The 25,191-nt window shown below is 37.9% G+C and carries 34 protein-coding genes and 1 pseudogene; 26 read left to right on the top strand and 9 right to left on the bottom strand.

Annotation, left to right across the window (positions count from 1 at the left end; genetic code table 11):
• Positions 1 to 27: 27 nt before the first annotated feature.
• Positions 28 to 444: a universal stress protein gene (locus CIL03_RS15760; protein ID WP_094886847.1), complete on the top strand. Its 417-nt coding sequence runs from the start codon at positions 28 to 30 to the stop codon at positions 442 to 444.
• Between the two features lie 349 nt (positions 445 to 793).
• Here CIL03_RS15760 and CIL03_RS15755 read toward each other — a convergent pair whose 3' ends face one another.
• A complete protein-coding gene (locus CIL03_RS15755) occupies positions 794 to 1,912 on the bottom strand; it encodes an NAD(P)/FAD-dependent oxidoreductase (RefSeq protein ID WP_094886846.1) in 1,119 nt (372 codons plus the stop codon).
• Entirely contained in the window at positions 1,913 to 2,365 is a 453-nt protein-coding gene (locus CIL03_RS15750) for a DinB family protein (protein ID WP_094886845.1), read from the bottom strand. It abuts the gene before it with no gap.
• A 130-nt stretch (positions 2,366 to 2,495) separates the two neighbouring features.
• Between CIL03_RS15750 and CIL03_RS15745 the strand changes: the two genes are divergently transcribed.
• Together CIL03_RS15745 and CIL03_RS15740 are read left to right on the top strand one after the other, a co-directional pair.
• Positions 2,496 to 3,047 (top strand): hypothetical protein, encoded by a 552-nt coding sequence (locus CIL03_RS15745; RefSeq protein ID WP_094886844.1) that lies wholly within the window; start codon positions 2,496 to 2,498, stop codon positions 3,045 to 3,047.
• A gap of 129 nt (positions 3,048 to 3,176) precedes the next feature.
• A complete protein-coding gene (locus CIL03_RS15740) occupies positions 3,177 to 4,106 on the top strand; it encodes a manganese-dependent inorganic pyrophosphatase (protein WP_094886843.1) in 930 nt (309 codons plus the stop codon).
• 135 nt (positions 4,107 to 4,241) lie between these two features.
• On the opposite strand, the gene CIL03_RS15735 is transcribed toward CIL03_RS15740, so the two are convergent.
• Both CIL03_RS15735 and CIL03_RS15730 read right to left on the bottom strand, forming a co-directional pair.
• Positions 4,242 to 4,442, bottom strand: a complete 201-nt coding sequence (locus CIL03_RS15735; protein ID WP_094886842.1) for a cold-shock protein — start codon at positions 4,440 to 4,442, stop codon at positions 4,242 to 4,244.
• A gap of 170 nt (positions 4,443 to 4,612) precedes the next feature.
• Positions 4,613 to 6,340 carry a SulP family inorganic anion transporter gene (locus tag CIL03_RS15730; RefSeq protein WP_108721257.1) on the bottom strand — a complete coding sequence of 576 codons (1,728 nt, stop codon included), beginning with the start codon at positions 6,338 to 6,340 and terminating at the stop codon, positions 4,613 to 4,615.
• A 160-nt stretch (positions 6,341 to 6,500) separates the two neighbouring features.
• On the opposite strand from CIL03_RS15730, the gene CIL03_RS15725 reads away from it, so the two are divergent.
• The 11 genes from CIL03_RS15725 to CIL03_RS15675 all read left to right on the top strand — a co-directional run bounded on the left by CIL03_RS15725 (position 6,501) and on the right by CIL03_RS15675 (position 13,646).
• Positions 6,501 to 6,653 carry a small acid-soluble spore protein P gene (locus CIL03_RS15725; RefSeq protein WP_094886841.1) on the top strand — a complete coding sequence of 51 codons (153 nt, stop codon included), beginning with the start codon at positions 6,501 to 6,503 and terminating at the stop codon, positions 6,651 to 6,653.
• Between the two features lie 244 nt (positions 6,654 to 6,897).
• A complete protein-coding gene (locus CIL03_RS15720) occupies positions 6,898 to 7,584 on the top strand; it encodes a YqeB family protein (RefSeq protein ID WP_094886840.1) in 687 nt (228 codons plus the stop codon).
• Positions 7,581 to 8,204: a TetR/AcrR family transcriptional regulator gene (locus tag CIL03_RS15715; protein ID WP_094886839.1), complete on the top strand. Its 624-nt coding sequence runs from the start codon at positions 7,581 to 7,583 to the stop codon at positions 8,202 to 8,204. Before CIL03_RS15720 ends, CIL03_RS15715 begins: the two co-directional genes overlap by 4 nt.
• A 238-nt stretch (positions 8,205 to 8,442) precedes the next feature.
• Entirely contained in the window at positions 8,443 to 8,832 is a 390-nt protein-coding gene (gene mscL / locus CIL03_RS15710) for a large conductance mechanosensitive channel protein MscL (protein ID WP_094886838.1), read from the top strand.
• 160 nt (positions 8,833 to 8,992) lie between these two features.
• Positions 8,993 to 9,340 (top strand): DUF4260 domain-containing protein, encoded by a 348-nt coding sequence (locus CIL03_RS15705; protein ID WP_094886837.1) that lies wholly within the window; start codon positions 8,993 to 8,995, stop codon positions 9,338 to 9,340.
• A gap of 126 nt (positions 9,341 to 9,466) precedes the next feature.
• Positions 9,467 to 10,450 (top strand): ABC transporter ATP-binding protein, encoded by a 984-nt coding sequence (locus CIL03_RS15700; RefSeq protein WP_094886836.1) that lies wholly within the window; start codon positions 9,467 to 9,469, stop codon positions 10,448 to 10,450.
• Positions 10,428 to 11,201 carry an ABC transporter permease gene (locus CIL03_RS15695; RefSeq protein WP_094886835.1) on the top strand — a complete coding sequence of 258 codons (774 nt, stop codon included), beginning with the start codon at positions 10,428 to 10,430 and terminating at the stop codon, positions 11,199 to 11,201. Before CIL03_RS15700 ends, CIL03_RS15695 begins: the two co-directional genes overlap by 23 nt.
• A gap of 93 nt (positions 11,202 to 11,294) precedes the next feature.
• On the top strand, positions 11,295 to 11,717 hold the full coding sequence (locus CIL03_RS15690; RefSeq protein WP_094886834.1) for a spore coat protein: 423 nt from the start codon (positions 11,295 to 11,297) through the stop codon (positions 11,715 to 11,717).
• 60 nt (positions 11,718 to 11,777) lie between these two features.
• Entirely contained in the window at positions 11,778 to 12,332 is a 555-nt protein-coding gene (locus tag CIL03_RS15685; protein WP_094886833.1) for an SLOG family protein, read from the top strand.
• Positions 12,333 to 12,496: 164 nt separating this feature from the next.
• Entirely contained in the window at positions 12,497 to 13,153 is a 657-nt protein-coding gene (locus tag CIL03_RS15680; protein ID WP_165767980.1) for an SIMPL domain-containing protein, read from the top strand.
• Positions 13,154 to 13,244: 91 nt separating this feature from the next.
• Entirely contained in the window at positions 13,245 to 13,646 is a 402-nt protein-coding gene (locus CIL03_RS15675; RefSeq protein WP_094886831.1) for a DnaJ family domain-containing protein, read from the top strand.
• 105 nt (positions 13,647 to 13,751) lie between these two features.
• Here the strand turns inward: CIL03_RS15675 and CIL03_RS15670 are convergent, their stop codons facing one another.
• From CIL03_RS15670 to CIL03_RS15660, 3 genes are all read right to left on the bottom strand, one after another.
• Positions 13,752 to 14,327, bottom strand: coding sequence for a hypothetical protein (locus tag CIL03_RS15670; RefSeq protein WP_094886830.1), 576 nt, complete (start codon positions 14,325 to 14,327; stop codon positions 13,752 to 13,754).
• Positions 14,328 to 14,457: 130 nt separating this feature from the next.
• Positions 14,458 to 15,288: a glycoside hydrolase domain-containing protein gene (locus CIL03_RS15665; RefSeq protein ID WP_094886829.1), complete on the bottom strand. Its 831-nt coding sequence runs from the start codon at positions 15,286 to 15,288 to the stop codon at positions 14,458 to 14,460.
• A 91-nt stretch (positions 15,289 to 15,379) separates the two neighbouring features.
• A complete protein-coding gene (locus CIL03_RS15660; RefSeq protein WP_094886828.1) occupies positions 15,380 to 15,673 on the bottom strand; it encodes a YesK family protein in 294 nt (97 codons plus the stop codon).
• 266 nt (positions 15,674 to 15,939) lie between these two features.
• On the opposite strand from CIL03_RS15660, the gene CIL03_RS15655 reads away from it, so the two are divergent.
• The 8 genes from CIL03_RS15655 to CIL03_RS15620 all read left to right on the top strand — a co-directional run bounded on the left by CIL03_RS15655 (position 15,940) and on the right by CIL03_RS15620 (position 22,115).
• Positions 15,940 to 16,458 (top strand): DUF5412 family protein, encoded by a 519-nt coding sequence (locus CIL03_RS15655; protein ID WP_240508096.1) that lies wholly within the window; start codon positions 15,940 to 15,942, stop codon positions 16,456 to 16,458.
• 256 nt (positions 16,459 to 16,714) lie between these two features.
• Positions 16,715 to 17,230, top strand: coding sequence for a GrpB family protein (locus CIL03_RS15650; RefSeq protein ID WP_094886827.1), 516 nt, complete (start codon positions 16,715 to 16,717; stop codon positions 17,228 to 17,230).
• 138 nt (positions 17,231 to 17,368) lie between these two features.
• Positions 17,369 to 18,187: a TIM barrel protein gene (locus CIL03_RS15645; protein ID WP_094886955.1), complete on the top strand. Its 819-nt coding sequence runs from the start codon at positions 17,369 to 17,371 to the stop codon at positions 18,185 to 18,187.
• 24 nt (positions 18,188 to 18,211) lie between these two features.
• Positions 18,212 to 19,483, top strand: a complete 1,272-nt coding sequence (locus CIL03_RS15640) for an MFS transporter (protein ID WP_094886826.1) — start codon at positions 18,212 to 18,214, stop codon at positions 19,481 to 19,483.
• Entirely contained in the window at positions 19,474 to 19,914 is a 441-nt protein-coding gene (locus tag CIL03_RS15635) for a GNAT family N-acetyltransferase (RefSeq protein WP_094886825.1), read from the top strand. Before CIL03_RS15640 ends, CIL03_RS15635 begins: the two co-directional genes overlap by 10 nt.
• Positions 19,915 to 20,031: 117 nt before the next feature.
• Positions 20,032 to 20,232, top strand: a complete 201-nt coding sequence (locus tag CIL03_RS15630; protein ID WP_094886824.1) for a hypothetical protein — start codon at positions 20,032 to 20,034, stop codon at positions 20,230 to 20,232.
• Between the two features lie 59 nt (positions 20,233 to 20,291).
• Positions 20,292 to 20,723, top strand: coding sequence for a cytidine deaminase (locus tag CIL03_RS15625; protein ID WP_094886823.1), 432 nt, complete (start codon positions 20,292 to 20,294; stop codon positions 20,721 to 20,723).
• Between the two features lie 90 nt (positions 20,724 to 20,813).
• Positions 20,814 to 22,115, top strand: coding sequence for a DUF4362 domain-containing protein (locus CIL03_RS15620; RefSeq protein WP_094886822.1), 1,302 nt, complete (start codon positions 20,814 to 20,816; stop codon positions 22,113 to 22,115).
• A gap of 330 nt (positions 22,116 to 22,445) precedes the next feature.
• Here the strand turns inward: CIL03_RS15620 and CIL03_RS15615 are convergent, their stop codons facing one another.
• Both CIL03_RS15615 and CIL03_RS15610 read right to left on the bottom strand, forming a co-directional pair.
• Positions 22,446 to 22,799, bottom strand: a complete 354-nt coding sequence (locus CIL03_RS15615) for a flavodoxin family protein (protein ID WP_094886821.1) — start codon at positions 22,797 to 22,799, stop codon at positions 22,446 to 22,448.
• Positions 22,792 to 23,031, bottom strand: a pseudogene (locus tag CIL03_RS15610) (LysR substrate-binding domain-containing protein); the annotation flags it as partial. The gene CIL03_RS15615 and the pseudogene CIL03_RS15610, both read right to left, overlap by 8 nt.
• Positions 23,032 to 23,263: 232 nt before the next feature.
• On the opposite strand from CIL03_RS15610, the gene CIL03_RS15605 reads away from it, so the two are divergent.
• From CIL03_RS15605 to CIL03_RS19885, 4 genes are all read left to right on the top strand, one after another.
• A complete protein-coding gene (locus tag CIL03_RS15605; protein WP_094886819.1) occupies positions 23,264 to 23,755 on the top strand; it encodes a DUF2975 domain-containing protein in 492 nt (163 codons plus the stop codon).
• Positions 23,756 to 23,765: 10 nt separating this feature from the next.
• Positions 23,766 to 23,984: a helix-turn-helix domain-containing protein gene (locus CIL03_RS15600; RefSeq protein WP_094886818.1), complete on the top strand. Its 219-nt coding sequence runs from the start codon at positions 23,766 to 23,768 to the stop codon at positions 23,982 to 23,984.
• Between the two features lie 222 nt (positions 23,985 to 24,206).
• Complete coding sequence (locus CIL03_RS15595; protein WP_094886817.1) at positions 24,207 to 24,764, top strand: GNAT family N-acetyltransferase; 558 nt, start codon at positions 24,207 to 24,209, stop codon at positions 24,762 to 24,764.
• A gap of 171 nt (positions 24,765 to 24,935) precedes the next feature.
• On the top strand, positions 24,936 to 25,082 hold the full coding sequence (locus CIL03_RS19885; protein ID WP_165767979.1) for a hypothetical protein: 147 nt from the start codon (positions 24,936 to 24,938) through the stop codon (positions 25,080 to 25,082).
• Positions 25,083 to 25,191 lie beyond the last annotated feature (109 nt).

Below are 25,191 nucleotides of genomic sequence, written 5' to 3'. Positions count from 1 at the left end.
ATGTCAGTCTCTAAAGAGGTGTCTAATTTGTTCAAAAAAATCCTATTGGCAGCAGATGGCTCCGAGCATTCTTTACGCTCAGCAAACCATGCTATTGAACTTGCGGAAAAATTTAATGGTTCTATTGAAGCAATTTACGTGATTGACGGAAACACAGCGAAAGCAGATGTTCTTCATGCAGCAGATAAGTTTGAAATTGAATTGAAGCGCAAGGAGAAGATAAAAAAAGTGAGGGAATTATTGGAAGGCTCTGGGGTTACATTTAAAACCCATATTTTACATGGAGAAGCGGGCCCAACAATTGTTGCCTATGCAAATGAAAATAATTTTGACTGTGTCGTTATTGGCAGCCGCGGGTTGAATAATTTACAGGAATTCTTACTGGGCAGTGTCAGTCATAAGGTCGCCAAGCGTGCGGATTGTCCAGTTTTAATTGTTAAATAAAAGAGTTAGGGGCTGTCTCGAATGAGGCAGCCTTTTTATCTGGGTGAAAGGATGGATGATAAGGAAAGTTGAGAGATACTTGACCGAAGTTGAGATGAAATCCAAATTTATATTCTCTATTAAGGTCGTGCGACAGCCGAAGAAACTCGCGCGATTACCTCTTAAAGTTGTGCAATAGTAATGGAAACTCGCGCGATATCACTACATTATTGTGATATTGCACAACTTTTCGCCTGTATCGCGCAACTTTCGGTCGGAGCTGCGCGACTTTTATTGGTTATCGCACTACTTTTGGTCGGAGAATCCTTTTAAAGTCACACGATGCCATTCATCTCTCAACTTCACACACTCATTTAATCGCACCAGCAACGTCATAGTCAGCTAAATCAATATCAATTTCATTGCCCAGTGCGATATTAGCCAATTGCTTACCTATATACGGTCCCATTGTTATTCCAGAGGCTCCAAGTCCATTTGCCAGCAATAGGTTATTAAAACCAGGAAGCTGCCCAATCACAGGCAAAAATCCTGGTGCAACCGGACGGAAGCCGACTCTTGTCTCCAAATGTGTGCCGGAGGCTAAGCCAGGAGCAAACTCCAAAGCTTTTGATAGAATTTCATGCTGGCCACCAATCGTAGTATGGTAATCAAAACCTGCTTCGTCTTCATGTGTCGATCCTGCGACGATTCGTTTGTCATCAAAGCCGAGTAAATATTGATTGCTTGGTGGCATTACGACAGGCAGAGCCGATGTATCCAAATCCCCAACATTGATATGCATGATCTGTGCACGTTGTGGGGTAATATTAAAGTTAATTTCAAGCGGTTCAAATAGTTCATTCATCCAGGCACCAGTTGCAGCAATCACAGTATTTGCTTTAATTGTTGTTCCATTGGCCTTGACACCAATAACCTGATTTCCGTCATGAACAATACTGGCATCCCAGGAGATAAAGGTCGCACCATGTTTTTTTGCTCCCCGTATTAGTGCCTCCCGAAGCTTTCTGCCATCCACTCTTGCAGCACCACTGACATGAACTGACCCATAGCCATCTTTTAAAAGTGGAAATAAAGCCTTAGTCTGCTCCGGATTTAACAGGGTGATCTCACCAATCTCAGGAGCATCCTCCCGACGTTTCAGTGCGCGGTCACGCATAGCGATGAGCTTGTCTTCATCTGTATGCAGACTAATGGCCCCAACCTGTGCATACCCGGTATCAGATTCGCCATCCTTAGAAAGCTCTTCAATCAGCTGCGGATACACACGTGCTCCGCCTTTTGCTAGTGTGTACCAGGCTTTGTTGCGCCGCTGAGACAGCCAGGGACAAACGATTCCTGCAGCAGCATCTGTCGCCTGGCCTTTATCTTTCCGGTCCAGCACAGTTACATCTGCTCCAGCTTTTGAAAGATAATAGGCAGTGGAGGCGCCTAATATTCCTGAACCAATAATAATATATTTCTTTACCATTTAACTTTCACTCACTACTTGTTTCATTGCTTTCATTTTGCCCAGATGCTCATTTTCATGCTGAAGCAAAAACTCAAAAATATCATCATAGGTTTTGAAATTACCAAATGGCAATTCAAATGGCAGCTCTTTTGCCAGGAAGTCATCGGTTAAATCATTTATCCGGTTTTGCTGTTCCTCTAGATGTTTGGTCAGATCAGCTAGCTTTGGAGGCTCTGTGTTCCAGTCTGCTGGTTTGGTTCCTGTTGCAAACAGCGAATTATAATCTGCCGGTATATTGGAAGAATGATCCGGATAACCAAAAAGCAATCCTTCATAGGCTGCCAGCACATGCCCAATATGCCATCTGATTGTATTATTAAAATAAGCTGCTTGAATATCTGCCGTTTTCTCATCAAGTTCCTTTACAAATGCCAGAAAAGCACCTCTCGTTACATTAAATTGTTTTGACATCGAAATCCCTCCAGTTTTTATTTCTCATATTAATCATAAGAAGAATGAAGGGAATTGTAAAATTAAATAACTTTTAAAAGGATTTTGCCGATACAATAAAGAAGTAATAATGGGAGGGGGAAGAGAGAAAATGAAGCAGAACGTCATAGGGAAAATTTTATTTTACTTAGGGATTGCAGTTATCATAATTGGATTTATTCAGGGTTTTATCAATGCAAATCAGATGTACTATCAAGATAGTTTTGGCAATCAGGAGACCAGATTTGAATGGAGATTTTTCCTTCAATTGGCTGTTCAGTCAACTGTCGATGGGATGGTTTTAATTGGGATTTCCGAAGTAATTAAATTATTGCAAAATGCAAATGGTAAAATCGCAGGACTTAAACTCTTTAATGGTAAAGAAAAATCCAATCATAAAACGGAGATCATAAATGAAGAAGTTGAATTGCCAACTGTGTGGAAACTCTCTGAAGATGACATCGAAAAAGTTTATAAACTATATTCCGATGCGGCAATCATTGAGCTTTTACCTTCCCAGCTTGAAGGGTATTGTGTAGTAAAGCTGCAAAAGGATGAAGGTGCATTTATAAAGGTAGTGGATGTTAACGGATTCCATGCACAAGAGGTACAGAATTCAGATATTAAAAAGAAGGTTACCGAATGGTATAATGAGAGGGTATGATTTTAAGCAGCTGAATTCTTTCCTGGTGGAAAACTGAAATTGGCTGTAAAAACAAAGTGATTTGCTACTCATGAAGCAGTAAATTATGATAATCTTGTAAGTGGAAAACATACTAGAAGGAGAATGAATATGAGCAAAACATTAATTTTTGGACATAAAAGTCCTGACACAGATACCATTTGTTCCGCACTGGCATATGCCGATTTGAAAAATAAACTGGGTGTCAATGCAGAGCCTGCAAGACTTGGAGAAGTTAGTAAAGAAACGCAATTTGCGCTGAACTATTTTGGCGTGGAAGCTCCACAGTTCATCGAAAAAGTGGAGTCAGATGTTACGGATGTTATTCTGGTTGACCATAACGAATTCCAGCAAAGTGCTGATAATATTAAAGATGTTCGTATAGCAGAAGTAATTGATCATCATCGTATTTCTAATTTTGAAACAAAAGAGCCACTCTATTTCCGTGCTGAACCTGTTGGCTGCACGGCAACGATTTTAAACAAAATGTATAAGGAAAATGGGGTTCCTGTTACCAAAGAAATCGCTGGCCTATTAGTATCAGCAATTGTATCGGATTCATTATTATTAAAATCACCGACATGTACCAAAGAAGATGTGGATGCGGCATATGAACTTGCAGAAATTGCCGGTGTAAATCTTGAAACATACGGACTTGAAATGCTTCAGGCCGGTGCAGATTTAAGTGATAAGACGGTTACTGAACTTTTAACAATGGATGCAAAAGAATTCTCAATGGGGGAAGCGAAAGTGGAAATCGCCCAGGTAAATGCTGTAGATACAAGCAAAATCTATGCATTCCAGGATGATATTACGACTGAAATCGCACAAATTATCAAGGATAAAGAGCTTGATCTTTTCTTGTTCGTTGTAACCGATATTTTAAATAATGATTCGGACGTACTTGCACAAGGCAGCGGAAAAGATAAAGTAGAACCGGCATTTGGTGTTACCCTGGATAATAACAGAGCACTTCTCAAAGGTGTCGTTTCACGCAAGAAACAAATTGTACCAGTTTTAACAGAGGAATTTATTAAATAATACTTTCTTGAAAAATCTGAGCCCTGAATTTTGATGCTGTAGAAGCTTCAACGTTAGGGGTTCTTTTATTATTAAAATTTCTTAACCAAAAAAAGGACCTCTCACTATTGTGAGAAGTCCTTTGATATTGTCTGCTTACGCTTTAACAACGTTAGCAGCTTGTGGTCCGCGGTTACCTTCTTCGATATCAAAAGTAACTACTTGACCTTCGTCTAATGATTTGAAACCTTCGCCTTGAATTGCTGAGAAATGTACGAATACATCGTCTCCACCTTCAACCTCGATAAAACCGAAGCCTTTGTCTGCGTTAAACCATTTTACTGAACCTTTGTTCATGTGAAATTCCTCCAAGTGCTTTCTAGCACATTTATTACTATTTTTGTTCTGAATAATTCAAGACGATAATCATTAAAGAATTAACTTTTATATCTTGTATTGCTAACGAACATCAATAATTAATACTAGTATATCACATAAAAAAGAAAATATATACCTTTATTTAAAATTTAACCCGATTTTTGGATTACTTTGCTTTCTTTAAAGACCTGACAGTTAATTTGACCACTTCGAGAGCATGTTGGACATTTTCCAACATTAATTAGTTGTAAACCGTAGTCGACTGCATCTGCTGCGCTGTTGAAAAAGTTCTCTGTGCCTATTTCATCATATAATCCGCTGGTTTTAAACATACGGCTAACTTCATCATTAAGCTCTGCGATTAAGGTTATTCCACCCATTTTTTTAAAGTCTCTCAGGAGGGATCTTAAATTGGCTCCACCGGTTGCATCAATAAGTGAAACATGTTTCATTTTCAGAACAAGAACAGAAGGGCGTTTGTTAATGGAACGGGTAATCATGGACTCAAATTTATCTGCAGCTCCAAAAAATAAAGGACCTTCTACTGTAAAAAAGGCAAGCTGTGGACACTTAACACCGAAATCCTCTGATTCAGATAACTCACTTTTTTCTTTTGACATAGCCGGTATAACCTTTTCGACCTCCAGAACCTCACTCATCCGTTTAATAAATGAGACCATTGCGAGTAATAACCCAATTTGAACAGCAACGGTTAAGTTCACGAAAACAGTTAATAAAAATGTCGTCATTAAGACAAGAGAGTCACTGGACTTAAGTTTTAGCATATGAAGAAAAGATTTATACTCACTCATATTAAAAGCGACAATCATTAAGATTGGTGCCATACTCGCGAGAGGAATATGTGAAGCATATGGGGCAAACAGCAGCAAAGTCAGTAATACAAAAAATCCCTGAAAAATTCCTGAAAATGGACTGATGGCCCCACTCTTGATATTTGTAGCAGTTCTCGCAATCGCGCCTGTTGCAGGAATTCCCCCAAATAATGGGGTTACAACGTTGGCAATTCCCTGGCCTACAAGCTCACGATTTGAATTGTGGCGCTTTCCAGTCATCCCATCGGCAACAACTGCTGATAGTAATGACTCGATACCCCCAAGCATGGCAATAACAAAGGCCGGCTGCAAGAGCATTATTATTTTCTCCCAGGTTAGCTCTGGTATTTGAAAGTCTGGCAGCGATTGAGCAATACCACCAAATGCAGTGCCAATTGTCGCTACTTTATCTGGATAGAATAAGAATGCTATGATTGTTGGTATAACAAGAGCAACTAATAGTATTGGCACCCTTGGAAACAACTTTGGAATTAAAATAATAATCAATAATCCAATACCTGCAGTCAATGCACTAAACCAATTAATAGTTCCGATATTTTGTATAAGCTGGATCATATTTTCATGAAAATATTCTTTTTTCTCAAGCCCTTCAAGACCTAAAAAGTCACCTATTTGACCACTGAATATAATGACTGCAATTCCAGCTGTAAATCCGATTGTGACAGAGCGAGGGATGTACTTTATTAAATTACCCAATTTAAAAATGCCCATGATTATGAGCATTATCCCTGCTAAAAACCCTGCAATCAGAAGGTTCTCGTAGCCATATTGCAATACGATTGCTAGCAGTATCGGTATGAACGCCCCAGTTGGACCGGCAATTTGAAATCTCGATCCCCCTAGCAATGCTACTAATAAACCTGCAATAATAGTTGTATAAAGCCCATATTCCGGTTTTACACCTGATGCGATTGCAAATGCCATCCCTAATGGCATTGCAACAATCCCCACTGTGATTCCAGCAATTAAATCCTTCTTTAAATCATTGGGGGATAATCCCTTAAAGCGATTATCTTTAAACAATGATGCTGATCTCTCCTAAATGATTTTATAGGAAAATATTTAATTTTTCAGTAATACTTCCTATTACAAGTATACCATATAAACCTTGATAAATAAGGGTTTATGAATAAAACAACAGCTTTGTCGAAAACTAAATGCAAAACGAAAGGGGGAAATTAAAATGGCAGGAAAACCAAAAGGGCCGAAGCAGCAGGAACGTCCGAAATTGCCACAAAGTCCAGCGCAGCCTTACGGGGAACCCTTAAGTGGCTCAAAGAAAGTTAAAACTGCAAATCATTCACGTCAAAAAAACAATCCGCATCATGGTCTTTAATTCGTTGCTGGGTATCCTGAAACATGGGATGCCCTTTTTTAAACTCGCAGTTGACGACAGTAAAAAAATCCAGAAGAAGCTTTCTACAGAACAAAACAATAATAATTGTTGTATTGACTGCAAATTTCTCTTATGCTAATATTTGATTGATCAATCAATCAATAAAATAATTAATCAGTCAAAATATATTTCGTTTTTTTGATAATAGGTTGAATCATTTAATTTGAAATGGAGGAGAAGAGTAATGAATTACGAAACAGTCCTGGGTTTATCAACTGGTGAAAAAGCTATACTTATCATTGTGCCACCGATTCTTGGAGCATTATTCGGTTGGTTTATGCCTACTATTGCCGGATGGGCAATAAAGATACCTTTTATTCCTTTTGAAGGAGTGTTTGAATGGATTGCTGCCTTGGAAAGCCAATGGATTTCGGTTATAGGAGTCATTTTAGGTGTGATTGCTGGAATATTCTTTGTATTTTATGCCTTTAGCGAAACTCTTAGAATAACAATTACAGATGAAGAAGTGAAGCTGAATTTCAAAGAGAAAGTAAATAATATTTATAAAACAGAAACCTCAGCTATTTACATGGAGGGAAAAGATCTTGTCTTCTTAGGCACCGAAGGAAATGAACTGTTCCGAGGACAGCCTGAATCGAAAAAGGAATTAATATCGGAGGCTTTTAGACAACATAGGTATCCGTGGAAAGAAAAAGACCCTTTTGAGAATCAATATCAGCGCTGGGTAGCTGACCATCCGGACTTTTCTCCGCATGTCAATGCCTTGCTGTCAACAAGGGAACGAGCTTTAAAGAATGAAGAAAAAGAAGAAGCTAAGACTCTTCGAAAAGATTTGGTTGATAATGGAATTGTTATTCGTGATGAAGATAAACGTCAGTATGTAAGAATAGTTAGAGGTGAAGATAAATGAAAGAAGATCAAAAAAAGACAGGTAAACAGTCATTTATCGCTGAAGCAAGACGTGAACAAATTATAAAGGCGGCGATCAAAACACTTGATGAAATTGGTTACCAAAAAGCAAGCCTTGCACAAATCGCAAAAAAGGCAGGGATTAGCACAGCACTGATTTCTTACCATTTTGCAGATAAAAGTGATTTGATGAATCATCTGCTGACAAATCTGCTAGAAAGCTCAACAACATATATTTTGGAGAGGGTCCATCGGGAAAGTACGAATCAAGGGAAGATAAAGGCCTTTATTATGGCAAGTCTGGCTTATCAAGGTACTCACCCTGCACGTAATACAGCTCTGATAGAAATTATCTTTAATGCCAGAACACCCGATAATATTCCGTATTATAAGTTAGGTAACGATGAAGATGAAGACCCGATCATGAATGAGCTTCGGTTAATTTTGCATGATGGACAAGCAAAAGGGGAGTTTGGGATGTTTAACATAGAAGTCATGGCCAATATGATGCAAGGAGCAATTGGAGAGTATATGTTTAATACTGATATAACAAAAAAAGTTGACTTGAATACGTATAGCAGCGAACTTGTAAACATTGTTAATCAAGCATTAAAAGGGTAGAAATTACTTTTGGGAAAATGTTATCAGATCAATTTCCAAATTGGGAACAAACAGGCTATGAATGGATCTATGAAGAAATCTAGAGGGCTGGTTTTTTTCACACTATTTTCCGATTAGCCTCTTTTATAAACAGTCTCTTAAAAGCAGTAAACCGGAATTCTACAACTTCTCTCATACTACAATTTCCCACAGAAATAATCTTTTGATAATATAATTGAATAGGAAGGAGTTGTAACAGATGTGGAATGATTTTAAGGAATTTGCTTTTAAGGGAAACGTAATGGATCTGGCTGTTGCTGTTGTAATTGGTGCAGCTTTCAGTGCGATTGTTACATCATTGGTCGATAATATTATTACCCCACTGGTTGGAATGATTGCGGGTGGAATTGATTTTACGGGATTAAAGATCAAAGTCGGTTCTGCAGAGCTATTATATGGTAATTTTATTCAATCAATTTTTGATTTTTTGATTATCGCTTTTTCCATCTTCTTATTTATTCGATTGCTTATGAAATTCAAACGTAAAAAGGAAGAAGAAGAGGAAGAAGTAGTAGAAGAACCTGACGCACAGGAACAGCTTCTTACAGAAATTAGAGATTTGCTGAAGGAACAGAATAATAAAAATTAGACTAAAAAGTTGTACTGCTTCTGAAAAGAAGACTGTGCAGCTTTTTTCATTACTTTGAAACATTTCATGAAATTTGGTCGTATTATATTGGTAGATAGCTCGTAGGCAGTGAAGGTTACTGCTTACTTAATTAAAAATATAATAATTGGAGGAGAGTTTTTTGCCTAAATTAATGATGCATGTTGAGGGCCTTGCTGTCTTCTTAATTAGCATTTATTTTTATGCTGTTAATGATTTTAGCTGGATTTTATTTTTTATATTATTGTTTGCTCCTGATCTGGCAATGCTGGGATATGCTTATAATAAGCGAATTGGTGCAATTATTTATAATGTTTTTCATACATATACTGCTTCCATTGCTATGATTGCGTTAGGAGTTATTCTATCAAGCAACATCTTTTTAGCAGTTGGTTTAATTTGGACTGCACATATAGGTATGGATCGAATTGTCGGATATGGATTAAAATATCCTAATGATTTCAAGGATACACATTTGCAGCGGATTTAAATAATAAATCTCAGACCCTGGACTGAGATTTTTTCATGCTGGAGATTGTAGAGGATTATCATGTAAGAGGATAGAATTAGTTCTAGATAATAATTTCAAAATATTTTTACAGTAAGGATGAGAAAAATGACTGCGATTATTGAGGTTAGTAATCTGAAGAAGTCCTATAAAAAAAGGAAATCCAAAGAATTCGTGCATGCTGTAAGTGATATCTCTTTTACAGTGAATCAAGGTGAAATTCTCGGACTTCTTGGACCAAATGGTGCTGGAAAAACAACGACGATTAAAATGATTTGCGGGCTGCTAACTCCTGATTCCGGTACGATTACCGTAAAAGGAATAAATAATCAGGAAAAACGGTTGCATGCATTGCGTCATATCAGTGCCGTCCTCGAAGGAAATAGAAACCTATACTGGCGGTTAACAGTACGGGAAAATCTGGAGTACTTTGCCGGCAACCGTGGTTTATCACGCAAAGAAGTTTCCAAACGTGTTGAAGACCTTTTGGAAAAATTCCGCCTGAAGGATAAGGAAAAAGAACTGGTCAATCGCCTTTCCCGTGGAATGCAGCAAAAGCTGGCAATAGCAGTTGCGATGCTTGCTGAAAGTGATGTGATTTTACTCGATGAGCCGACACTTGGACTGGACGTCGAAACAGGCTATGAAGTTCGAGAATTGTTAAAGGGGATTGTTCGAGATTATAATCGCACAATTATCATCAGTTCCCACGACATGGATGTCGTACAGGACTTATGTGAACGGACCGTAATCATCAATAAAGGAAAAATCGTCACAGATGATAAAGTCGAAAATCTGCTGCGTATCTTTGATGTCCGTGCATATACAATTACACTTGGTGATTTATTGAGTGACAAGCAGCTGCATTTACTGAAAGAAAAGTTCCCACATTTGGAATATACACCAGATACCTATCAATCCACACTTGAAATTGATCTGGCCAAAAGTGAAGAAATTTATGATTTATTTGATGTATTAAAACTGGAAAGTACCCCAGTTGAATCGATTGACAGAAGTACGATTAATTTTGAACAGATTTTCATGAAAATTGTAAAGGGGGAAGTAGAGAATGCGATGGCTCAATCTTCTTAAGGCAAATACAAGAAAAGAGTATCTTGAGTTAAAACGGTACTTACCTAATACAATTGCCATGCTGCTGACATTTTATATTATTTTTCTTGGACTTTTTGGAACCATCCATTTTATTGGGGATCCAAGTACACAGGATGCAAATATACAATATGTCATTGTCAATTATATTTTCTGGTTTTTAACAATTACCGTCATCAATAGCATTGGCTATGAAGTAATAAATGAAGGAATGCGGGGGACATTGGAGCAGCTTTCGATGTCGCCGATGGGAATTTGGCGGATTATGACGGCAAGATTGATTTCTACAACGATCATCAATTTAATTATTGTTGTTGTGCTGCTCTATGTATCCATGCTTACATCAGGCCAATGGCTGAATATTGATGTGGTAACAATTACGCCAATACTCATTTTGACATTGATCAGCATGTTTGGAGTTGGGTTTATCATTGCCGGTATATCTATCATTTTAAAACAGGTTCAGGCATTCCTGCAGATTTTGCAATTTATTTTGATGGGGCTGACGTTTGTTCCATTATCGCTCTCTCCTGTGATAGCCTATTTGCCGTTTGTAAAGGGAATAGATCTTGTACGTGAGGTTATGATTGATGGACTTACCTTAAGTCAGTTTACTTTGGGAGATTTTATGATACTAGGATTTAGTGCAGTATTCTATTTCTCTATTGGATTAGGGGTATTCGTCTATTGCGAAAGAGTAGCGATGAATAAAGGGCTGCTGGCACATTATTAAATAAATTTTCCAGAAGTAGGTACTTGGCTTATACATATTCCCGGCATTTGCCATAGGTTAATAGTGAACCTATAACAAGAAAGGGGATTATTTATGAGACATCGTCATAGACCAGGCTGCGGCTGTCATGCATGTAAAACGATTGTTCATCCTACCAAGTATAATTGTGTAAACCAGTATTCTGAAAGTACAGTCAACCATGTGCATCCTTCCCATACCACTGTAATGAACCATCATACGGTTAAGAATAATCATGTTTTTCCACATTCAACATCTGTTCAAAATACAACAAACAGTGTGGATAATTATGGAGGATCATTTAATGTACCAGCAGGACCGGGAAATCAGGTGGCTGGCGCAATGAGTCCAGGCATGGGACCAGGAAATGTTGCAGGAGCAGGACCGGGAAATCAAGTGGCTGGCGCTAATTACCCGGGTATGGGGCCAGGAAATCAACACCATGGACCAAATCATTGTGGACCGAATCATTGGAAAAAACCTAATAAATGGTGTTAACTTGAGTAAATGGCTGGCATATTGTTTGCCAGCTATTTCTTAGTGAGGTGATCTGTACATATGAAAATTCTAGCAGTAACAGGATATAAATCAATGGAATTAGGAATTTTTAAAGAAGATGACGAAAGAATAAAATTTATTAAAGCTGCAATTCAAAAACGGCTGATTGGTTTTATTGAAGAGGGACTGGAATGGGTTCTAATCTCTGGCCAAATGGGTGTAGAGTTTTGGACAGCTGAAGTTGTGCTTGATTTGCAGGAAATGTATGATATTAAACTTGGCATTTTCCCTCCGTTTGAAAATCAGGAAAGCCGCTGGCCAGAGCAGCTTCAGGAAAAATACCAGGAACTGACGATGGTGGCCGACTTTTATAAACCTATTTATCAAGGAGATTATAAAGGAGCCTATCAATTTAAGGCAAAGAATCTCTGGTTTGTTGATAAGAGCGATGGACTTATGCTCTTAATGGATGATGAATTTCCAGGCAGCAATCGTTTTTTATATGAAGCAGCAAAAAATGCTGAAGGAGATTATCCGATTTTCACGATTACTCCAGCTGATTTGGATGATGTGGTGGAGGAATTACGGATGCAGGATCCAGAGTATTGGGATTGATGTGAGGCCGCGGCGTATGATGTGGTCGGAAACGCTGTAATTGCCGAAGTTCGCAACTGCACACAGTCTCCGCTTGATTTTCCATTCCACATAACTAAAATTTCATAATCATTCCACCAATAACAGCATATTATCTATAGAAATCAAAGAAGGGTGGAATGAAGATGTATTATCCTTTTTTACCTCAGCAGCCCCAATATAGGCAAGTTGAAATGAACATGATGACAGTTACCGGAAATGGAAGTGTATTCGTTGAACCAGATACAGTCAGAATTCAGCTGGAGGTTCAAACCGAAAATGAATCGCTCAGCCAGGCTCAGCAGGAAAATGCCAATACAATGAATCAGGTTTTTCAAGCTCTCCAGAATTTAGGAATCCCCACGGAAAATATACAAACAACAGGATTCAACATTACTCCAATGTATGATTATATTGATGGCGAGCAGGAATTCAGGGGCTATCAGGTTACGAATACGATCACAGTTAAGGTGACAAATATTGACCAAGCTGGAAATGTTATTGATACCGCTGTCAGCAATGGTGTTAACCGGGTATCAAACATTCATTTTTCTATAGAAGACTCCCAAAAATATTATCAGCAGGCTTTAAGTAAGGCCTTGGAGGATGCTCTGGCTAAAGCTCAAACGATTGCAAATAGCATGCAGCTGAACCTCAATCCAACACCTGTTAAAATCATTGAACAAATAAACGAACCTCCTGTTGCGTATAAAACATTTGCAGCAGCAGAAAGTTCCTCTACACCTATTCAACCTGGACAAATAAATATCAATGCAGCTGTTAAGGTGAAATTTCAATATTAGTGAAGTTTAATTTTTTCATAGACTGAGCAGGAATTGTGGACTTAAAATAGAATAGATTATCCAAGTCAATAAATTTAAGGGGATAACATAGATGGAAAAAACTCCGAAACAGAGAACAGAGCGAGAAAATGAGAATGGTAAAGAAGAATTCGAGATAGAAGAAAGGCTACAGTATACAGACCATATGTCTGCAATTATAAAAAAAGCAGAAAAAAATGGACACTTCGATAATCTTCCTGGAAAAGGAAAGCCGCTTAACCTGGGAAGGGATTATTTCAATCCTCCAGAAAAACAACTCTATAAAACGTTGAAGGATAATCATATATTGCCAAGATGGGTTGAGCTTGCCAATGAGATCGATCAACTAAAAGAAGAAATCACCACACTTGATGGCAAAGAAAAGTGCAAGATAATAAAACAGGCGAATAAAAAGATTAAAGAATACAATTATGCTTGTCCGCCATCCCTGCAGAAAAATAAGCTTGTGGAATAGGAGGTGGTTTGGCATCCATTGAAGTATTAAATCAATCGTCGAATTATTAATAAAGTCAATAAAACGGGAACTGAAATTTACCCGCTTTATTGACTCAACCGTACCTTATTCCATAGGACTCGTGACAGATATCATTGCAGTATTTTCTTCTAAATATCCAAGGTAGGCAGAAAAACCTTTTCCTTCATCATCTCCAGCATTCAGGTTATAGCTATTCTCCATTTTTTGTTCCAATGAAATCGTATATCCTTTGCTTTCCGCATATTCTTTGTATATTGCTGAAATGCTTTCAAGGTCTTGATCATACTCATAATGAATCATATAGGTCTTTGTTTCAGCATCTGTAACGGTTTGAACAGCAGTGAGTTTGATTTCTTCAGGAAAAGGAAATTCAGATGGAAAGTCTTCAGGCAATGTAACATTTTCGCCGATATTGCTCTCAACCTCTGTTTCACCGTCAGATTGTACAAGGGTAGTGTTTTCCCCATCCGATTCAACATCCATACTTACTGTCTCACCTTCACTATCTTCCACAGAAATATCCAGGTTACCATCTTCAAGTCCTTTTAAATCAATTTTAGTTTCTGATCCATCTTCACTCGGTATTGTTATTTCCCCGCACCCTGTAATAAGTATACTGAGGAAAAACCCAATACCTAAAATGGATGCAATTTTTTTCATGTCTATAAACCCCTTTCATGGTTAAAAAGACCTTACCATGAAATGGAATATTTCATAAGTATACTCAGGTATACAATAAAGGGAAACAAAATCAATTGCTTCCCTTCATTAGTAAATTATTGAATTGGCTTTACCATAAATAATCCATCATTTCTCCGCTGAATAGATTTGTATCAATATTACAGGTGTTGGCGTCAATTGCATATTGCCAGCCGTAAACAAGCGCATTTTCTGGTCCTTGCGGGTTGAATTCAGGGGCGTTTTCTTTAGTGGTTATTTCTATTTGAGGGTAGGCTGTCCATACAATTGTATTTTCCTGGATTTCCGGTTCCATAGCGTTGTAAGCTTCCATTAAGTCACTGTCTGCATCGAAAACACCATAGATACCGGGTTCATAAACTGATTCCGTCAAGGCGTCATACCAGCCCTCCATAAATGCTGAATCTACTGGATAACTTGGTTCAATATCACCGAAAATAGCGACACCTTCTGGAATATCAAGATCCTCAGCATAGGCAATTGCCTGATTGGCATGGTCAACCCCATGATTATACCCTCTAGCGTCATTGACATGATTATATATTACTAGAATTTGTATATCATTTTCATGCAGATAGTTTACTTCATCAGCATCCAATCCTGCAGAAATATCTTCTCTATCGCCTAAATAACGTCCCCACACTTCTGGTTGACCAAAATTATCAATTACACACTGATATAAACTTTCATCTGTGTAACTGGCAGAGTCAACACCCCAGTGAAGTTCAGAATCAGATCCATTTTCATTCCCGTTTTCAGATCCATTTCCGTTCTCGGAACCGTTTCCATTCTCATTCTCTTCCTCAGGTGGTGGATCAGATGGGGCAGGTTCTTCTCCGTTTGAAAATATATAAAATAAGAATGGAATCAGCAGGGCAATAATGACTATTCCCATGAGTACATGAATTCCATACTTCTCCATTAACATCCTCCCTTCATACTTATTGCAGTATATTAAAGGGAGGGAGAGCCTGTGCAGGCGAAGAAATCAGTTAACAAAAAAAGGGGAATTATTATTTTCCCCTTTTTGAGTTGTATATTCTATTTTTTAAGTCTCCAGCGCTAGTTACAAATGCTGTAAGAATTAAAGCTAAGGCAGATCCGATGAAAACCGCAAACCCATAAAGCCCCATACCCATGCCAGTCCAGTCACCAACAAAAAAGGAAATGGTAATGAACAGGATGCTTATGAGAGTCACAGTTAATGGAATAATATATCGCAGTGGAGATTTCTTTTTGCTGAAGAATAGGCTTATTCCCAGTAGTAGAATTACAGTTATTATGGAAAAGATAAAAAAGTTTATCATGCGAACAACATACCACCCCTTTTTACTAAATTGTTATAATAATTATATCATGTTATAGCAATCTTATAGAAATATAAATTCTGCAGTAGATATACCAAAGCATTATAATTGGAATTAGCATATAATTCAGGTGAAAATGGAGTGGATAATTTATAAGTACTAATGACAATTCCAGTTTATGATATGCTTTGTATAACAGAGGACGATGGATAAAAGTACTGCTTTTCTGTATAATTATTTCAGAATATTGGAATTTAATAAAGTTATTGGAGGGGGCAGTCATTGCTTATTTAAATTTATTTGCTTTGCTAATTCTATTCACCACTGTCCTTTTATTTTTATTTTTTTGTGTCAGACTATTTATTTTCTTTATTAAAAAGAAGCCTTTTCCTAAAAAATTATTAATTGCGGTTCTAGCGGGAACCATTGCAGTTTGTTTAAAGGCTGGATATAATAAATACTTTTTCACATTCGATATGGATGATAGCGAATTTTATAAAGGACCTTTAATTTCGCCAACAGAAACTTATATAGCAAATGCCTACTACCAAACCTATGGTGGAGCAGCAGGTGGAGTTAATTTATGGGTTGAGATAACGTACAATAATGAGACTGGTCAAAAGAAGACGATCTATTACAGTGATGCGAAAAGTAATTTTGCTATGGAATGGATGGATGAGGACACATTATTCATTATAAATGCAGAACCCGGATATCCAAGCGAAAATAACAGTATTAAATTAGATGTTGCAGAAGAAATCTACCATGATAGCGGATTAGCTTGATTTTTACATTTTTTAGTTGAATGCTGTGGGATGACAAAGTTAAAAAGGCTAAAATGGAATTATTTGGAGGAAATCATGCTAAATACTAGATCCCTGGAAAATAAGACTTTGAATTGATTGTAGTACCGTGTGGCATTTGCCTCAAGCTGATCAAAGATTATAGGGAAAATATAGAAAGCAGATCTAGAAATTTCAGGTATTTATGGATGGGAGAAGATAAGAAAAATAGGTTAAAAATGCTTATGGAGGCTTTGAAATGAAAGTACGCCTTTCAGTATTCAGTGAAGAATGGACTAGTATGTTTCTAAATGAAACTCAATTTCTAAAGACTATATTCGGTGATAAGATCGTTAGGTTCGAACATTTTGGAAGTACGGCAGTTCAGGGGATGAAGGCAAAACCTGTAATCGATATGATGTGCATCGTTAGAGATATAGAGAAGATTGACCAATTCAATCATAAAATGGAATCTCTCGGATATGACGCTGCGGGGGAATGGGGTATTGCAGGCAGAAGATTATTTCGAAAAGGTGGAGAAAACAGGACACATCATATTCATTTTTATCAAATGGATAACCCACAAATTGAGAGGCACCTGATATTCCGGGATTATCTGCGTTCCCATCAAGAAGAGGCTAAGAAATACAGTCGATTTAAAGAAAAGCTCGCGCAGCGTTTCGATCGTACAAGTGAATACAGTCCAGCAAAAAGTGCGTTTGTTAAGGAGATGGAAAAGCGGGCGCTTATATGGTTTGCGGAATGTAAGCAGTAATTGATTGGTTTTACTATTGAAGTGAAAAGTAGCACTTTTATGTTTGTAGCAATTGTGGGCCACTTTTCAAGAAGGAAATTGCCTTTTTTTGTTGAAATAATGAGAAAAGAAATTATAAAAGGAGGAAAGAGTATTTCTATGGTTCATTATATTGGTCTTTCCGGAAGTACAATTATGACTGATCCTGATAAATTTCCCTTATTATTTAATAAGGATGTGGAACATATTGAGATCGGCGAGTTTTCCAGCAGGGAATCTTTCAATAATTTCTTAGAGCTTTTAAATGAAAGTAAAAGATCGTTTGGTTTGCATTCCCCATTGTATAGAAATCAAAGTAAATATGATTTACTGGAAAAAGTGCAATATACACCAGAACAAGCATGGAGACAGTTCGAATCAGAGGTAGAATATATGGCTCGAATTGGGGCCGAGTATGTTTTAGTGCACTTCCCTTACTTTAAAGAAGAAGTAGAAGCAGATACGATAGAAATCATTGAAAATGGGCTAAGAAAATTACATTTATTACAAGAAAAATATTCTATTTCAATTGTTTGTGAACCTAAACTGGGACTAAATCTGTCTCCTTTTGGAATAAAAGCATTAAATAATTTTCCAATTGAGATTTGGGATAAGTATGGAATAAACCTATGTATTGATATAGGAGATTACTTGATAGGAACTCGAAATAACGTATTGGATTATATTGAAAAGTGGAAAAAATATATAAAAGTAGTACATTTGCATAATGTGGAGTTTCATAATAATAAATACATATGGATACCTGTTCATCCGTCCCATGAATCAGACAATTTACATTATAGTGTCAGTGATATAATTAGCGAGTTGGCAGCTAACTCGGGTGTGTTTTTTGTTTTCGAACATACCCCACATGCAAATCCAACAGAGGAATTTGTAAATGAAGGAATAAATTGGATAAAGGAATTAATTGGGCGGTAAACCTTGTGGAGTGGATGATTCATAATGAGGAAGGAAACAGAAAAGCCGGTCATTATCATAGCTTTGATTACCGCAGTTTGTTTGCTTGGGGATACGATGCTGTACATCGTTCTTCCAGTTTACTGGCACGAATTCGGGCTAACGTCCCTTTGGCAGGTTGGTGTGCTGCTGTCAGTTAATCGTTTTGTAAGATTGCCGCTCAGTCCATTGGTCGGCTGGCTATATTACCGCATTAGCAAAAGGATGGGCGTAATGATAGCTGTCAGTTTAACTGTGATTTCAACATTTGCTTACGGATTCGTCCAAGGGTTTTGGCTATTGTTTATTGCACGCTGCTTATGGGGCGTTGCATGGGCATTCCTGCGTCTTGGTGGCTTTCTCACGGTACTGGATGTTGCGGATCAGTCGAATCGTGGATTTCTCATTGGAAAATATAACGGATTATGGGCACTTGGAGGACTTGCAGGAATGCTTGCAGGCGGACTTCTGACCGATAGTATCGGGATAGAAGCTGTGACAGTTATTTTTGCAACGTTGGCTCTCATTAGTATACCTTTTGTTTTCTTCTTCGTTCCCGCAAATGTCAGCAGTGATGATGAGGAAGAATCCGGCCGGGAATCTATGAAACAAGTTTGGAAAGGAAAAAATGTAATCCCAGTCATGATTACCGGATTAATCATGGCCATGGTGTTTTTTGGCATCTTTATGTCGACGTTAAGCAGAATAACAGAGGTAAATTATCCTTCTCTCACTTTATTCGGAATGACAATCGGTGCTGCCACGCTTGCAGGTGTCATCCAGTCGATACGCTGGGGCTGGGAACCGTTTATTGCACCACGATTCGGGAGACTTTCAGATGGAAAATTAGGAAGAACACCATTCCTGATCACAGCACTCTTCCTGGGAGCGGGATGGTTTGCCATACTTCCCCTGGATCTCAGTCCACTCTTTTGGATTGTTGTTGTGCTATTTCTCCAGCTAACCTGGACAATGACTGTGACTTTAACAGATTCACTTGCTGCGGATGTTTCCACTAAATCGGGAAAAGTGGTTTTGATGACCACTTACACGATAGTTGTAGACGTTGGTGCAGCAATTGGACCATCCTTTGGCTATATGATAAGCGACTTCTTCAGCATGTCTGCGTTGTATTGGATCACTAGTGGTTTGTTATTTTGTCTTGGTTTGTTTTGGATGGTCAAGAACATAAGGGAAAAGAGGATGGGCAAACGGCGGAGTAATAAGGATGCAGTATTTTTAATTACAACAATGAAAGGATTTGGAAAATGGATATAACTTATTCCAGTTTTGATGAAATGCCCAGCCCTGAGGTGCTGGATGAAATAATCAAGCTTCATTTTCATGTCTTCGGAGAATCGGATGATCTCAAAGGCAGAATGAAGGGGAAACCGAAGCTGCGAATCGATATTGCGCTGGATGATACAGCGGTGGTCGGATATAAGATTGGATATGCCCTGAATCGGGAGCAGTTCTACAGCTGGCTAGGTGGCGTGCATGACGGATATCGCAGCCGGGGTATTGCATTTGCGTTAATGGGGAATCAGCATAAGCATGCGAAGGATTGCGGATACAGAACGGTTCAGACCCAGACCAAAAATAAATGGCGAAGCATGCTGGTTTTAAATATAAAGAATGGGTTTGATGTAATTGGTACATTCACCGACAGCAAGGGTGAGCCAAGAATTATGCTTGAAAAAAAGCTGTGAATTCTTGGAAGACGTTATTAGAATCAAGGACTTTAGTCGTGGGTGTTTCATCCAAAGTATCGAATATATTTAAATGAAATAGATTAATGATTTAACCTAGATTTTTGGAGGGCAATATTGCAAATGAAAATAGTTATTTGGGCAGGAATTGTTACAATGGTACTCCTTATTTTTTGCTTTTATTTTACGCTTACTTTTATCGAAAATTTACATATTGGCGATGGGCGTATTCTCAAACAGTCAAAACTGGCAGCAGTCTTATGTTTTGGATCAGCTTTATTTATAATTTTAATCTTTTTATTAGTGGTCTGGGTTTAGGATAATCATTACAGCTAATAATTGGAAAGATTTATTTGAGAACAGAGGGAGGAGAAATCATGTTAAACGTAAGACCTTTAGAAATTAGAGACTACGAACTGATTAAAGAAGCAGAAAAAGTTATTGAAAAGAATTATAGGTATGGAAGACATCACATTGGTTCTGCAGTCAGAACAGCATCAGGCAATGTTTATTCAGCAGTGCATGTAGAGGCGAATGTAGGAAGAATTACGGTGTGCGGGGAGGCAATGGCTATCGGCAAATCTATCTCTGAGGGAGACCATGAATTTGAAACAATTGTGGCAGTGGCTCATCCACATCCACATGAAGATATCGAGAAATGCTGGGTTGTTGCGCCGTGTGGTATGTGCCGAGAGCTGATCAGTGATTATGGAAAAGGTACGGATGTCATCATTTCCTATGATGATGGGCTGGTAAAATGTAATGTGATGGAGTTGCTGCCAGAAAAATATACAAGTGATGCGGAATAATATTCCAAAGTTAATTATTAATTTTTCATCACAGGAGAAATGGGGGTTCAATTGACGCAGGAGCAAATATATAAGCGGGGAGGAGGAAAAATGAAGTTTTTGAAGACGATGCTTTATTTGTCAAGTTTAGTTTTGCTAACATCATTGCTGTATGGCTGCAATACTTCAGGAACTGATTCGCCAAAAAATACATATTCCGGACAGGAACAAGCAAAAGATAGATCAGGTGATTCAGAAGGTGAAAAAATTCAAGAGGAAACGTATATACCGAATGAAGAAGATGTAATTTTTAAGAATAATAAAATGCGTAATAAAGAAAGACTTGATGAATTTGTGAAAACTGCTGGTGACAATAATGAAAGCCAAATCAGAGTTGTTAAGTATGAAGAACATGGTGCTATTATTTACGATTTAAAATCAAGATATGATGAGAACGCGGGTGTAGGCTGGGTCAGGGTTAGTCCAGACTTAAGCTACTATCATACAGCGGAAGATGAAGTGCAGGACGTTTTTAATAATGCACCTCAGCAGTGTGCGAATATATCAAAAGATACTGCGGAAGGCTATTACAAATTACATGAGTGCAGAACAAACTGGGAGTATCGCCTGCTTCCAATTGTCAGCGGAACATTATCTAAAGAAGATTTGGAGAATTCCAATCAGGAAAATGAAGAATCAGAGGTAATCGAAGGGCACTATTATTATTTGGATGACATAACTACAGAGATATTCTTATCGAAAAAGGATGCAGAAGAATGGCAGCAATATTATGAAGAAAACGATCAAGAAAATATAGAAGAAGCAACACTAAATAATATAGCAAAAGGTCTCGAAAACAGGGTAGATTTGGACCGAATCATCAGCAACGAAGTTCTGGTCACTTCCTGTGAAGCTGGCGTATGTGAAATATATACGGAACATTCCTTTGAATTTAAAGCGTTTGCCGTTCCTGAAGTGAAAATCAAGAAAGATACCGGAACTGGAGAATCAGAAGAGCAGCCACAAAAAAATGCGAAAACGGATAAAGATTCATTCTTACGTGAGGTGAACACACTGACAGGGGGCATTCTTGATTATTCGTCTGAACTAATCAATCTATATGCGAGTGGTGTGTCAGGACCGGAATATAGCCATTCTGCTAAATCGTTATATGATAAAGTGAATGGAAGAGTTAATATTTTACGGCATACATTAGTTCCAGAAGATGAGAGAACAGAAAACCAATACAGTCAACTATTAATGACTGCAGAATTCTTATTTAACAGTCTGCATCAAGGACAATTGTATCTTGAAAATGGGCGGGAAAAAGAATTAGAGATTTTAGTTGAGGAAGAGGTCATTCCGTTAAGAGAGGAATTGGAAGAATTGGCTGCTTCAGTAAAAGGACCTTAATTCATTAAATAAAACAGAAGATTTTATTCAATTGTGTATGTTAAATCTTAGATAATGACCAACAATTTGCATCTAGAATTGTTGGTCATTTTTTAATGATTGAACTTGAAATTTTGCTGTATTATTAAAGATTATTTTTTAGAAATTGAATTTCATCTCGTATAGCATCAGCCGTCTTCAATGCTTGCCTGTCTTTTTTTACATCATCCGGCCTGCTTCCCTTGCCAACTAGGGATCGAACGTATTCCAGCCCAATGTAAGCACATATCTATTCAAATTGCTTTATAAGCGGAGCCGTTACTTCTTCCAGCGGCTCATCGTTAGCGGCAGTTATGAAATAAGCTTTTTGCCACGGATTCTTTCCTTGAAATTCCAATTCTTTTCATCCTTATACTGCGACCATCTGTCAAAAAATGCCTTCATTTGAGCAGACATGCCAAACCAATACAGCGGTGTTGCAAAAATGTATATGTCATGATCCAGAAATTGATCTAACAGCGATTCATAATCATCATTTACTTCGTCAAATCCATTCGGATCGTGTCGCTGGTCAGCAATCGGCTGGATATTCAAATCCTGCAGATAGACTTTTGTCACTTCAATTCCCTCGGTCATCTTATCCGCTAAAAAATCTGTATTGCCATTTCTTCTGGAACTTCCATAAATCACCATTATTTTATTCAATCAGGACACTCCTTTCAGATTCAGTAACCGAATCTAATACAATTTCCGCAAATGCCTCGACAGCTGGTGATAGCCATTTTTTCTTCTTTATCAGCATATGGGAATAAATTGGATCGAATTTTTCAGAGTGATTGAGGATTTTCAGCTTGCCGCTTTCCACTTCCTCTTTCACCGTTATATAAGGCAATACAGCAAAGCCGAGACCGCTCATCACGGTTTGTTGAATCAATTCTTTTTTTAAAATATTAGTGTCTCAAGCTGTTTTTAGTATTCTACTTTCTCTCACGATTATTCAAATTGTCAGCTTTATTGGCACCCTATTATTTCAAGTTAAGTCCTGTTTTTGAATATGTATAAAATTAAATTAAACAATAACAATAACACTAATTTCGATAATAATTTATTGATATTCAATAAATAATGTATTATAATCAAAATGAAAATAAGGAAGTGAGGTGCTTTTAATGAAACGTGGAACAACACTTTTTTTAAAGATAGCGGTTATTCTAATTGGAATTCCGATTCTTGCTTTGTGCATATTTTTGCTGCCTCAGATAGCGAATGAGGCGATTGAGCAAGTGGGCAGGGGTTCCGAGCTGGCTTATGTGGTAATTGGTATTTTAATTGTAATGTATGTATCGACAATCCCGTTTTACTATGCATTGTACCAGGCATTAAGGCTTTTAAGTTATATTGATAAGAATCAGGCTTTCTCATTAATTTCTGTAAGTGCGCTTAGAACTATAAGAAACTGCGCAATCACAATCAGTGGCTTGTATGTGATTGCCCTGCCATTTGTCTATCTCGTAGCGGAGTGGGACGACGCACCGGGCCTAATCCTGATTGGAATGGTCATTGCTGGTGCTTCAGTGGTTATCGCAGTCTTTGCTGCTGTTCTTCAAAAACTATTACAAGAAGCAATCGATATAAAATCAGAAAATGATTTAACGGTCTGAGGTGAGTAAGATGGCGATTATAATCAATATTGATGTAATGCTGGCGAAAAGGAAAATGAGCGTAACAGAACTTTCGGAGAGGGTCGGAATAACGATGGCTAATCTCTCTATATTAAAAAATGGAAAGGCAAAAGCGGTTCGATTCTCAACATTAGAGGCGATTTGCAAAGCTTTGGATTGCCAGCCTGGGGATATTTTAGAATACCGCAGTGAAGAAATCCCGGAATAAATGTGTGCGGGCCAGAAAATACAAGAATATGGCGTTGTCATGCAGGCAGCTTCTTTTTTTGTGTGAGATGCAGGAAAATATCATTCTTTGCCGAAGTATTACTTGTTCATGAACTATGGAAGAAGATGGGAAATTTAAGCTGCTAAGTTTTTCTGAATAGGCAATAGAATAAATGAAAGTGGTAATTTTGGGCGGGGGAAAAATACGGGAGTGTGAGCGGAGATGCCAGATTTAAGCAATAAACCCCGATTAGAGGGACAGAAAGTTGTCTTGAGGCCATTTAAAGTTGAAGATTTTCCATCCATTGAAGAGTGCTTGACAGATCCTGAGGTAATAAAACTGACTGGAAGTGATTCGGAATTCGACAGGGATTTGGTAATCCAATGGTACAAGACAAGAAATGAACAACCTGATCGTCTGGATCTAGCTATTGTGGACAGGTTCCAGGATATTTTAGTAGGGGAAGCAGTGATCAATTTATACGATGAAAAAAATAACAGCATGAATTTCAGGATACTGATTGGACCAAGGGGAAGGGATCGCGGACTGGGCTCGGAAGCAACCCGGCTGATCATAGACTTTGTATTTAAAAGCACCATGATTCACCAACTGACTTTAAGTGTTTTTGATTTCAACCCAAGGGCCAGACATGTTTATGAAAAAGTTGGTTTCGTTATAGATAGTATTGATGAAAAGGACTTAGAATTTGAAGGCGAGTGGATCGACTCAATCAATATGATATTAACGAGGGAAAGTTGGGTGGAAAGGGGAAACGCTTAGGCTATAAAGAAAGGATTCTTTACTGGAAATGAGATTCAGCCTTCCTATTAGAATTAACTGGAACGGATGGCTGTTGTAAAAAAGAAGGTGATTGATAGTTGAGAAATAGGTGTCAGCAACAAAAAGAAATGAATTAGAAATTTTTGGTTATCCTACTAATGGGTGATAACTGTGAAAGCAAATGAACAGGATTATAAAAAGTACAGTGATGCAATCAATAAAATTCAAGAGGGCAATGATTCCATGATCGATCTGTTTAACAGCTTTTGGAAAGAAGTCTTCCTCTTCAAGCACGTGAAGGGTGTAACCCAGTGGTAAGGGGGAGATGAATTTCGATTTGCGGCAGCAAAACGCTTGACGAACACAAACGTTTGTTCTATACTGGAAGTAAGAGGTGAAGCTGATGCTGCTGAATCAAAAATATGAA

It is taken from the genome of Virgibacillus indicus, assembly GCF_002266285.1.
GTDB classification, from domain to species: Bacteria; Bacillota; Bacilli; order Bacillales; family Amphibacillaceae; genus Virgibacillus_K; species Virgibacillus_K indicus.
This window is presented reverse-complemented; position numbering and strand designations above follow the sequence as displayed.

Coding starts and splice junctions, on each gene's coding strand:
- CIL03_RS15755 (WP_094886846.1), bottom strand. CDS start 1,912: ATGGTAAAGAAATATATTATTATTGGTTCAGGAATATTAGGCGCCTCC.
- CIL03_RS15750 (WP_094886845.1), bottom strand. CDS start 2,365: ATGTCAAAACAATTTAATGTAACGAGAGGTGCTTTTCTGGCATTTGTA.
- CIL03_RS15745 (WP_094886844.1), top strand. CDS start 2,496: ATGAAGCAGAACGTCATAGGGAAAATTTTATTTTACTTAGGGATTGCA.
- CIL03_RS15740 (WP_094886843.1), top strand. CDS start 3,177: ATGAGCAAAACATTAATTTTTGGACATAAAAGTCCTGACACAGATACC.
- CIL03_RS15735 (WP_094886842.1), bottom strand. CDS start 4,442: ATGAACAAAGGTTCAGTAAAATGGTTTAACGCAGACAAAGGCTTCGGT.
- CIL03_RS15725 (WP_094886841.1), top strand. CDS start 6,501: ATGGCAGGAAAACCAAAAGGGCCGAAGCAGCAGGAACGTCCGAAATTG.
- CIL03_RS15720 (WP_094886840.1), top strand. CDS start 6,898: ATGAATTACGAAACAGTCCTGGGTTTATCAACTGGTGAAAAAGCTATA.
- CIL03_RS15715 (WP_094886839.1), top strand. CDS start 7,581: ATGAAAGAAGATCAAAAAAAGACAGGTAAACAGTCATTTATCGCTGAA.
- mscL (WP_094886838.1), top strand. CDS start 8,443: ATGTGGAATGATTTTAAGGAATTTGCTTTTAAGGGAAACGTAATGGAT.
- CIL03_RS15700 (WP_094886836.1), top strand. CDS start 9,467: ATGACTGCGATTATTGAGGTTAGTAATCTGAAGAAGTCCTATAAAAAA.
- CIL03_RS15695 (WP_094886835.1), top strand. CDS start 10,428: ATGCGATGGCTCAATCTTCTTAAGGCAAATACAAGAAAAGAGTATCTT.
- CIL03_RS15690 (WP_094886834.1), top strand. CDS start 11,295: ATGAGACATCGTCATAGACCAGGCTGCGGCTGTCATGCATGTAAAACG.
- CIL03_RS15685 (WP_094886833.1), top strand. CDS start 11,778: ATGAAAATTCTAGCAGTAACAGGATATAAATCAATGGAATTAGGAATT.
- CIL03_RS15680 (WP_165767980.1), top strand. CDS start 12,497: ATGTATTATCCTTTTTTACCTCAGCAGCCCCAATATAGGCAAGTTGAA.
- CIL03_RS15675 (WP_094886831.1), top strand. CDS start 13,245: ATGGAAAAAACTCCGAAACAGAGAACAGAGCGAGAAAATGAGAATGGT.
- CIL03_RS15670 (WP_094886830.1), bottom strand. CDS start 14,327: ATGAAAAAAATTGCATCCATTTTAGGTATTGGGTTTTTCCTCAGTATA.
- CIL03_RS15665 (WP_094886829.1), bottom strand. CDS start 15,288: ATGGAGAAGTATGGAATTCATGTACTCATGGGAATAGTCATTATTGCC.
- CIL03_RS15660 (WP_094886828.1), bottom strand. CDS start 15,673: ATGATAAACTTTTTTATCTTTTCCATAATAACTGTAATTCTACTACTG.
- CIL03_RS15650 (WP_094886827.1), top strand. CDS start 16,715: ATGAAAGTACGCCTTTCAGTATTCAGTGAAGAATGGACTAGTATGTTT.
- CIL03_RS15645 (WP_094886955.1), top strand. CDS start 17,369: ATGGTTCATTATATTGGTCTTTCCGGAAGTACAATTATGACTGATCCT.
- CIL03_RS15640 (WP_094886826.1), top strand. CDS start 18,212: ATGAGGAAGGAAACAGAAAAGCCGGTCATTATCATAGCTTTGATTACC.
- CIL03_RS15635 (WP_094886825.1), top strand. CDS start 19,474: ATGGATATAACTTATTCCAGTTTTGATGAAATGCCCAGCCCTGAGGTG.
- CIL03_RS15625 (WP_094886823.1), top strand. CDS start 20,292: ATGTTAAACGTAAGACCTTTAGAAATTAGAGACTACGAACTGATTAAA.
- CIL03_RS15620 (WP_094886822.1), top strand. CDS start 20,814: ATGAAGTTTTTGAAGACGATGCTTTATTTGTCAAGTTTAGTTTTGCTA.
- CIL03_RS15605 (WP_094886819.1), top strand. CDS start 23,264: ATGAAACGTGGAACAACACTTTTTTTAAAGATAGCGGTTATTCTAATT.
- CIL03_RS15600 (WP_094886818.1), top strand. CDS start 23,766: ATGGCGATTATAATCAATATTGATGTAATGCTGGCGAAAAGGAAAATG.
- CIL03_RS15595 (WP_094886817.1), top strand. CDS start 24,207: ATGCCAGATTTAAGCAATAAACCCCGATTAGAGGGACAGAAAGTTGTC.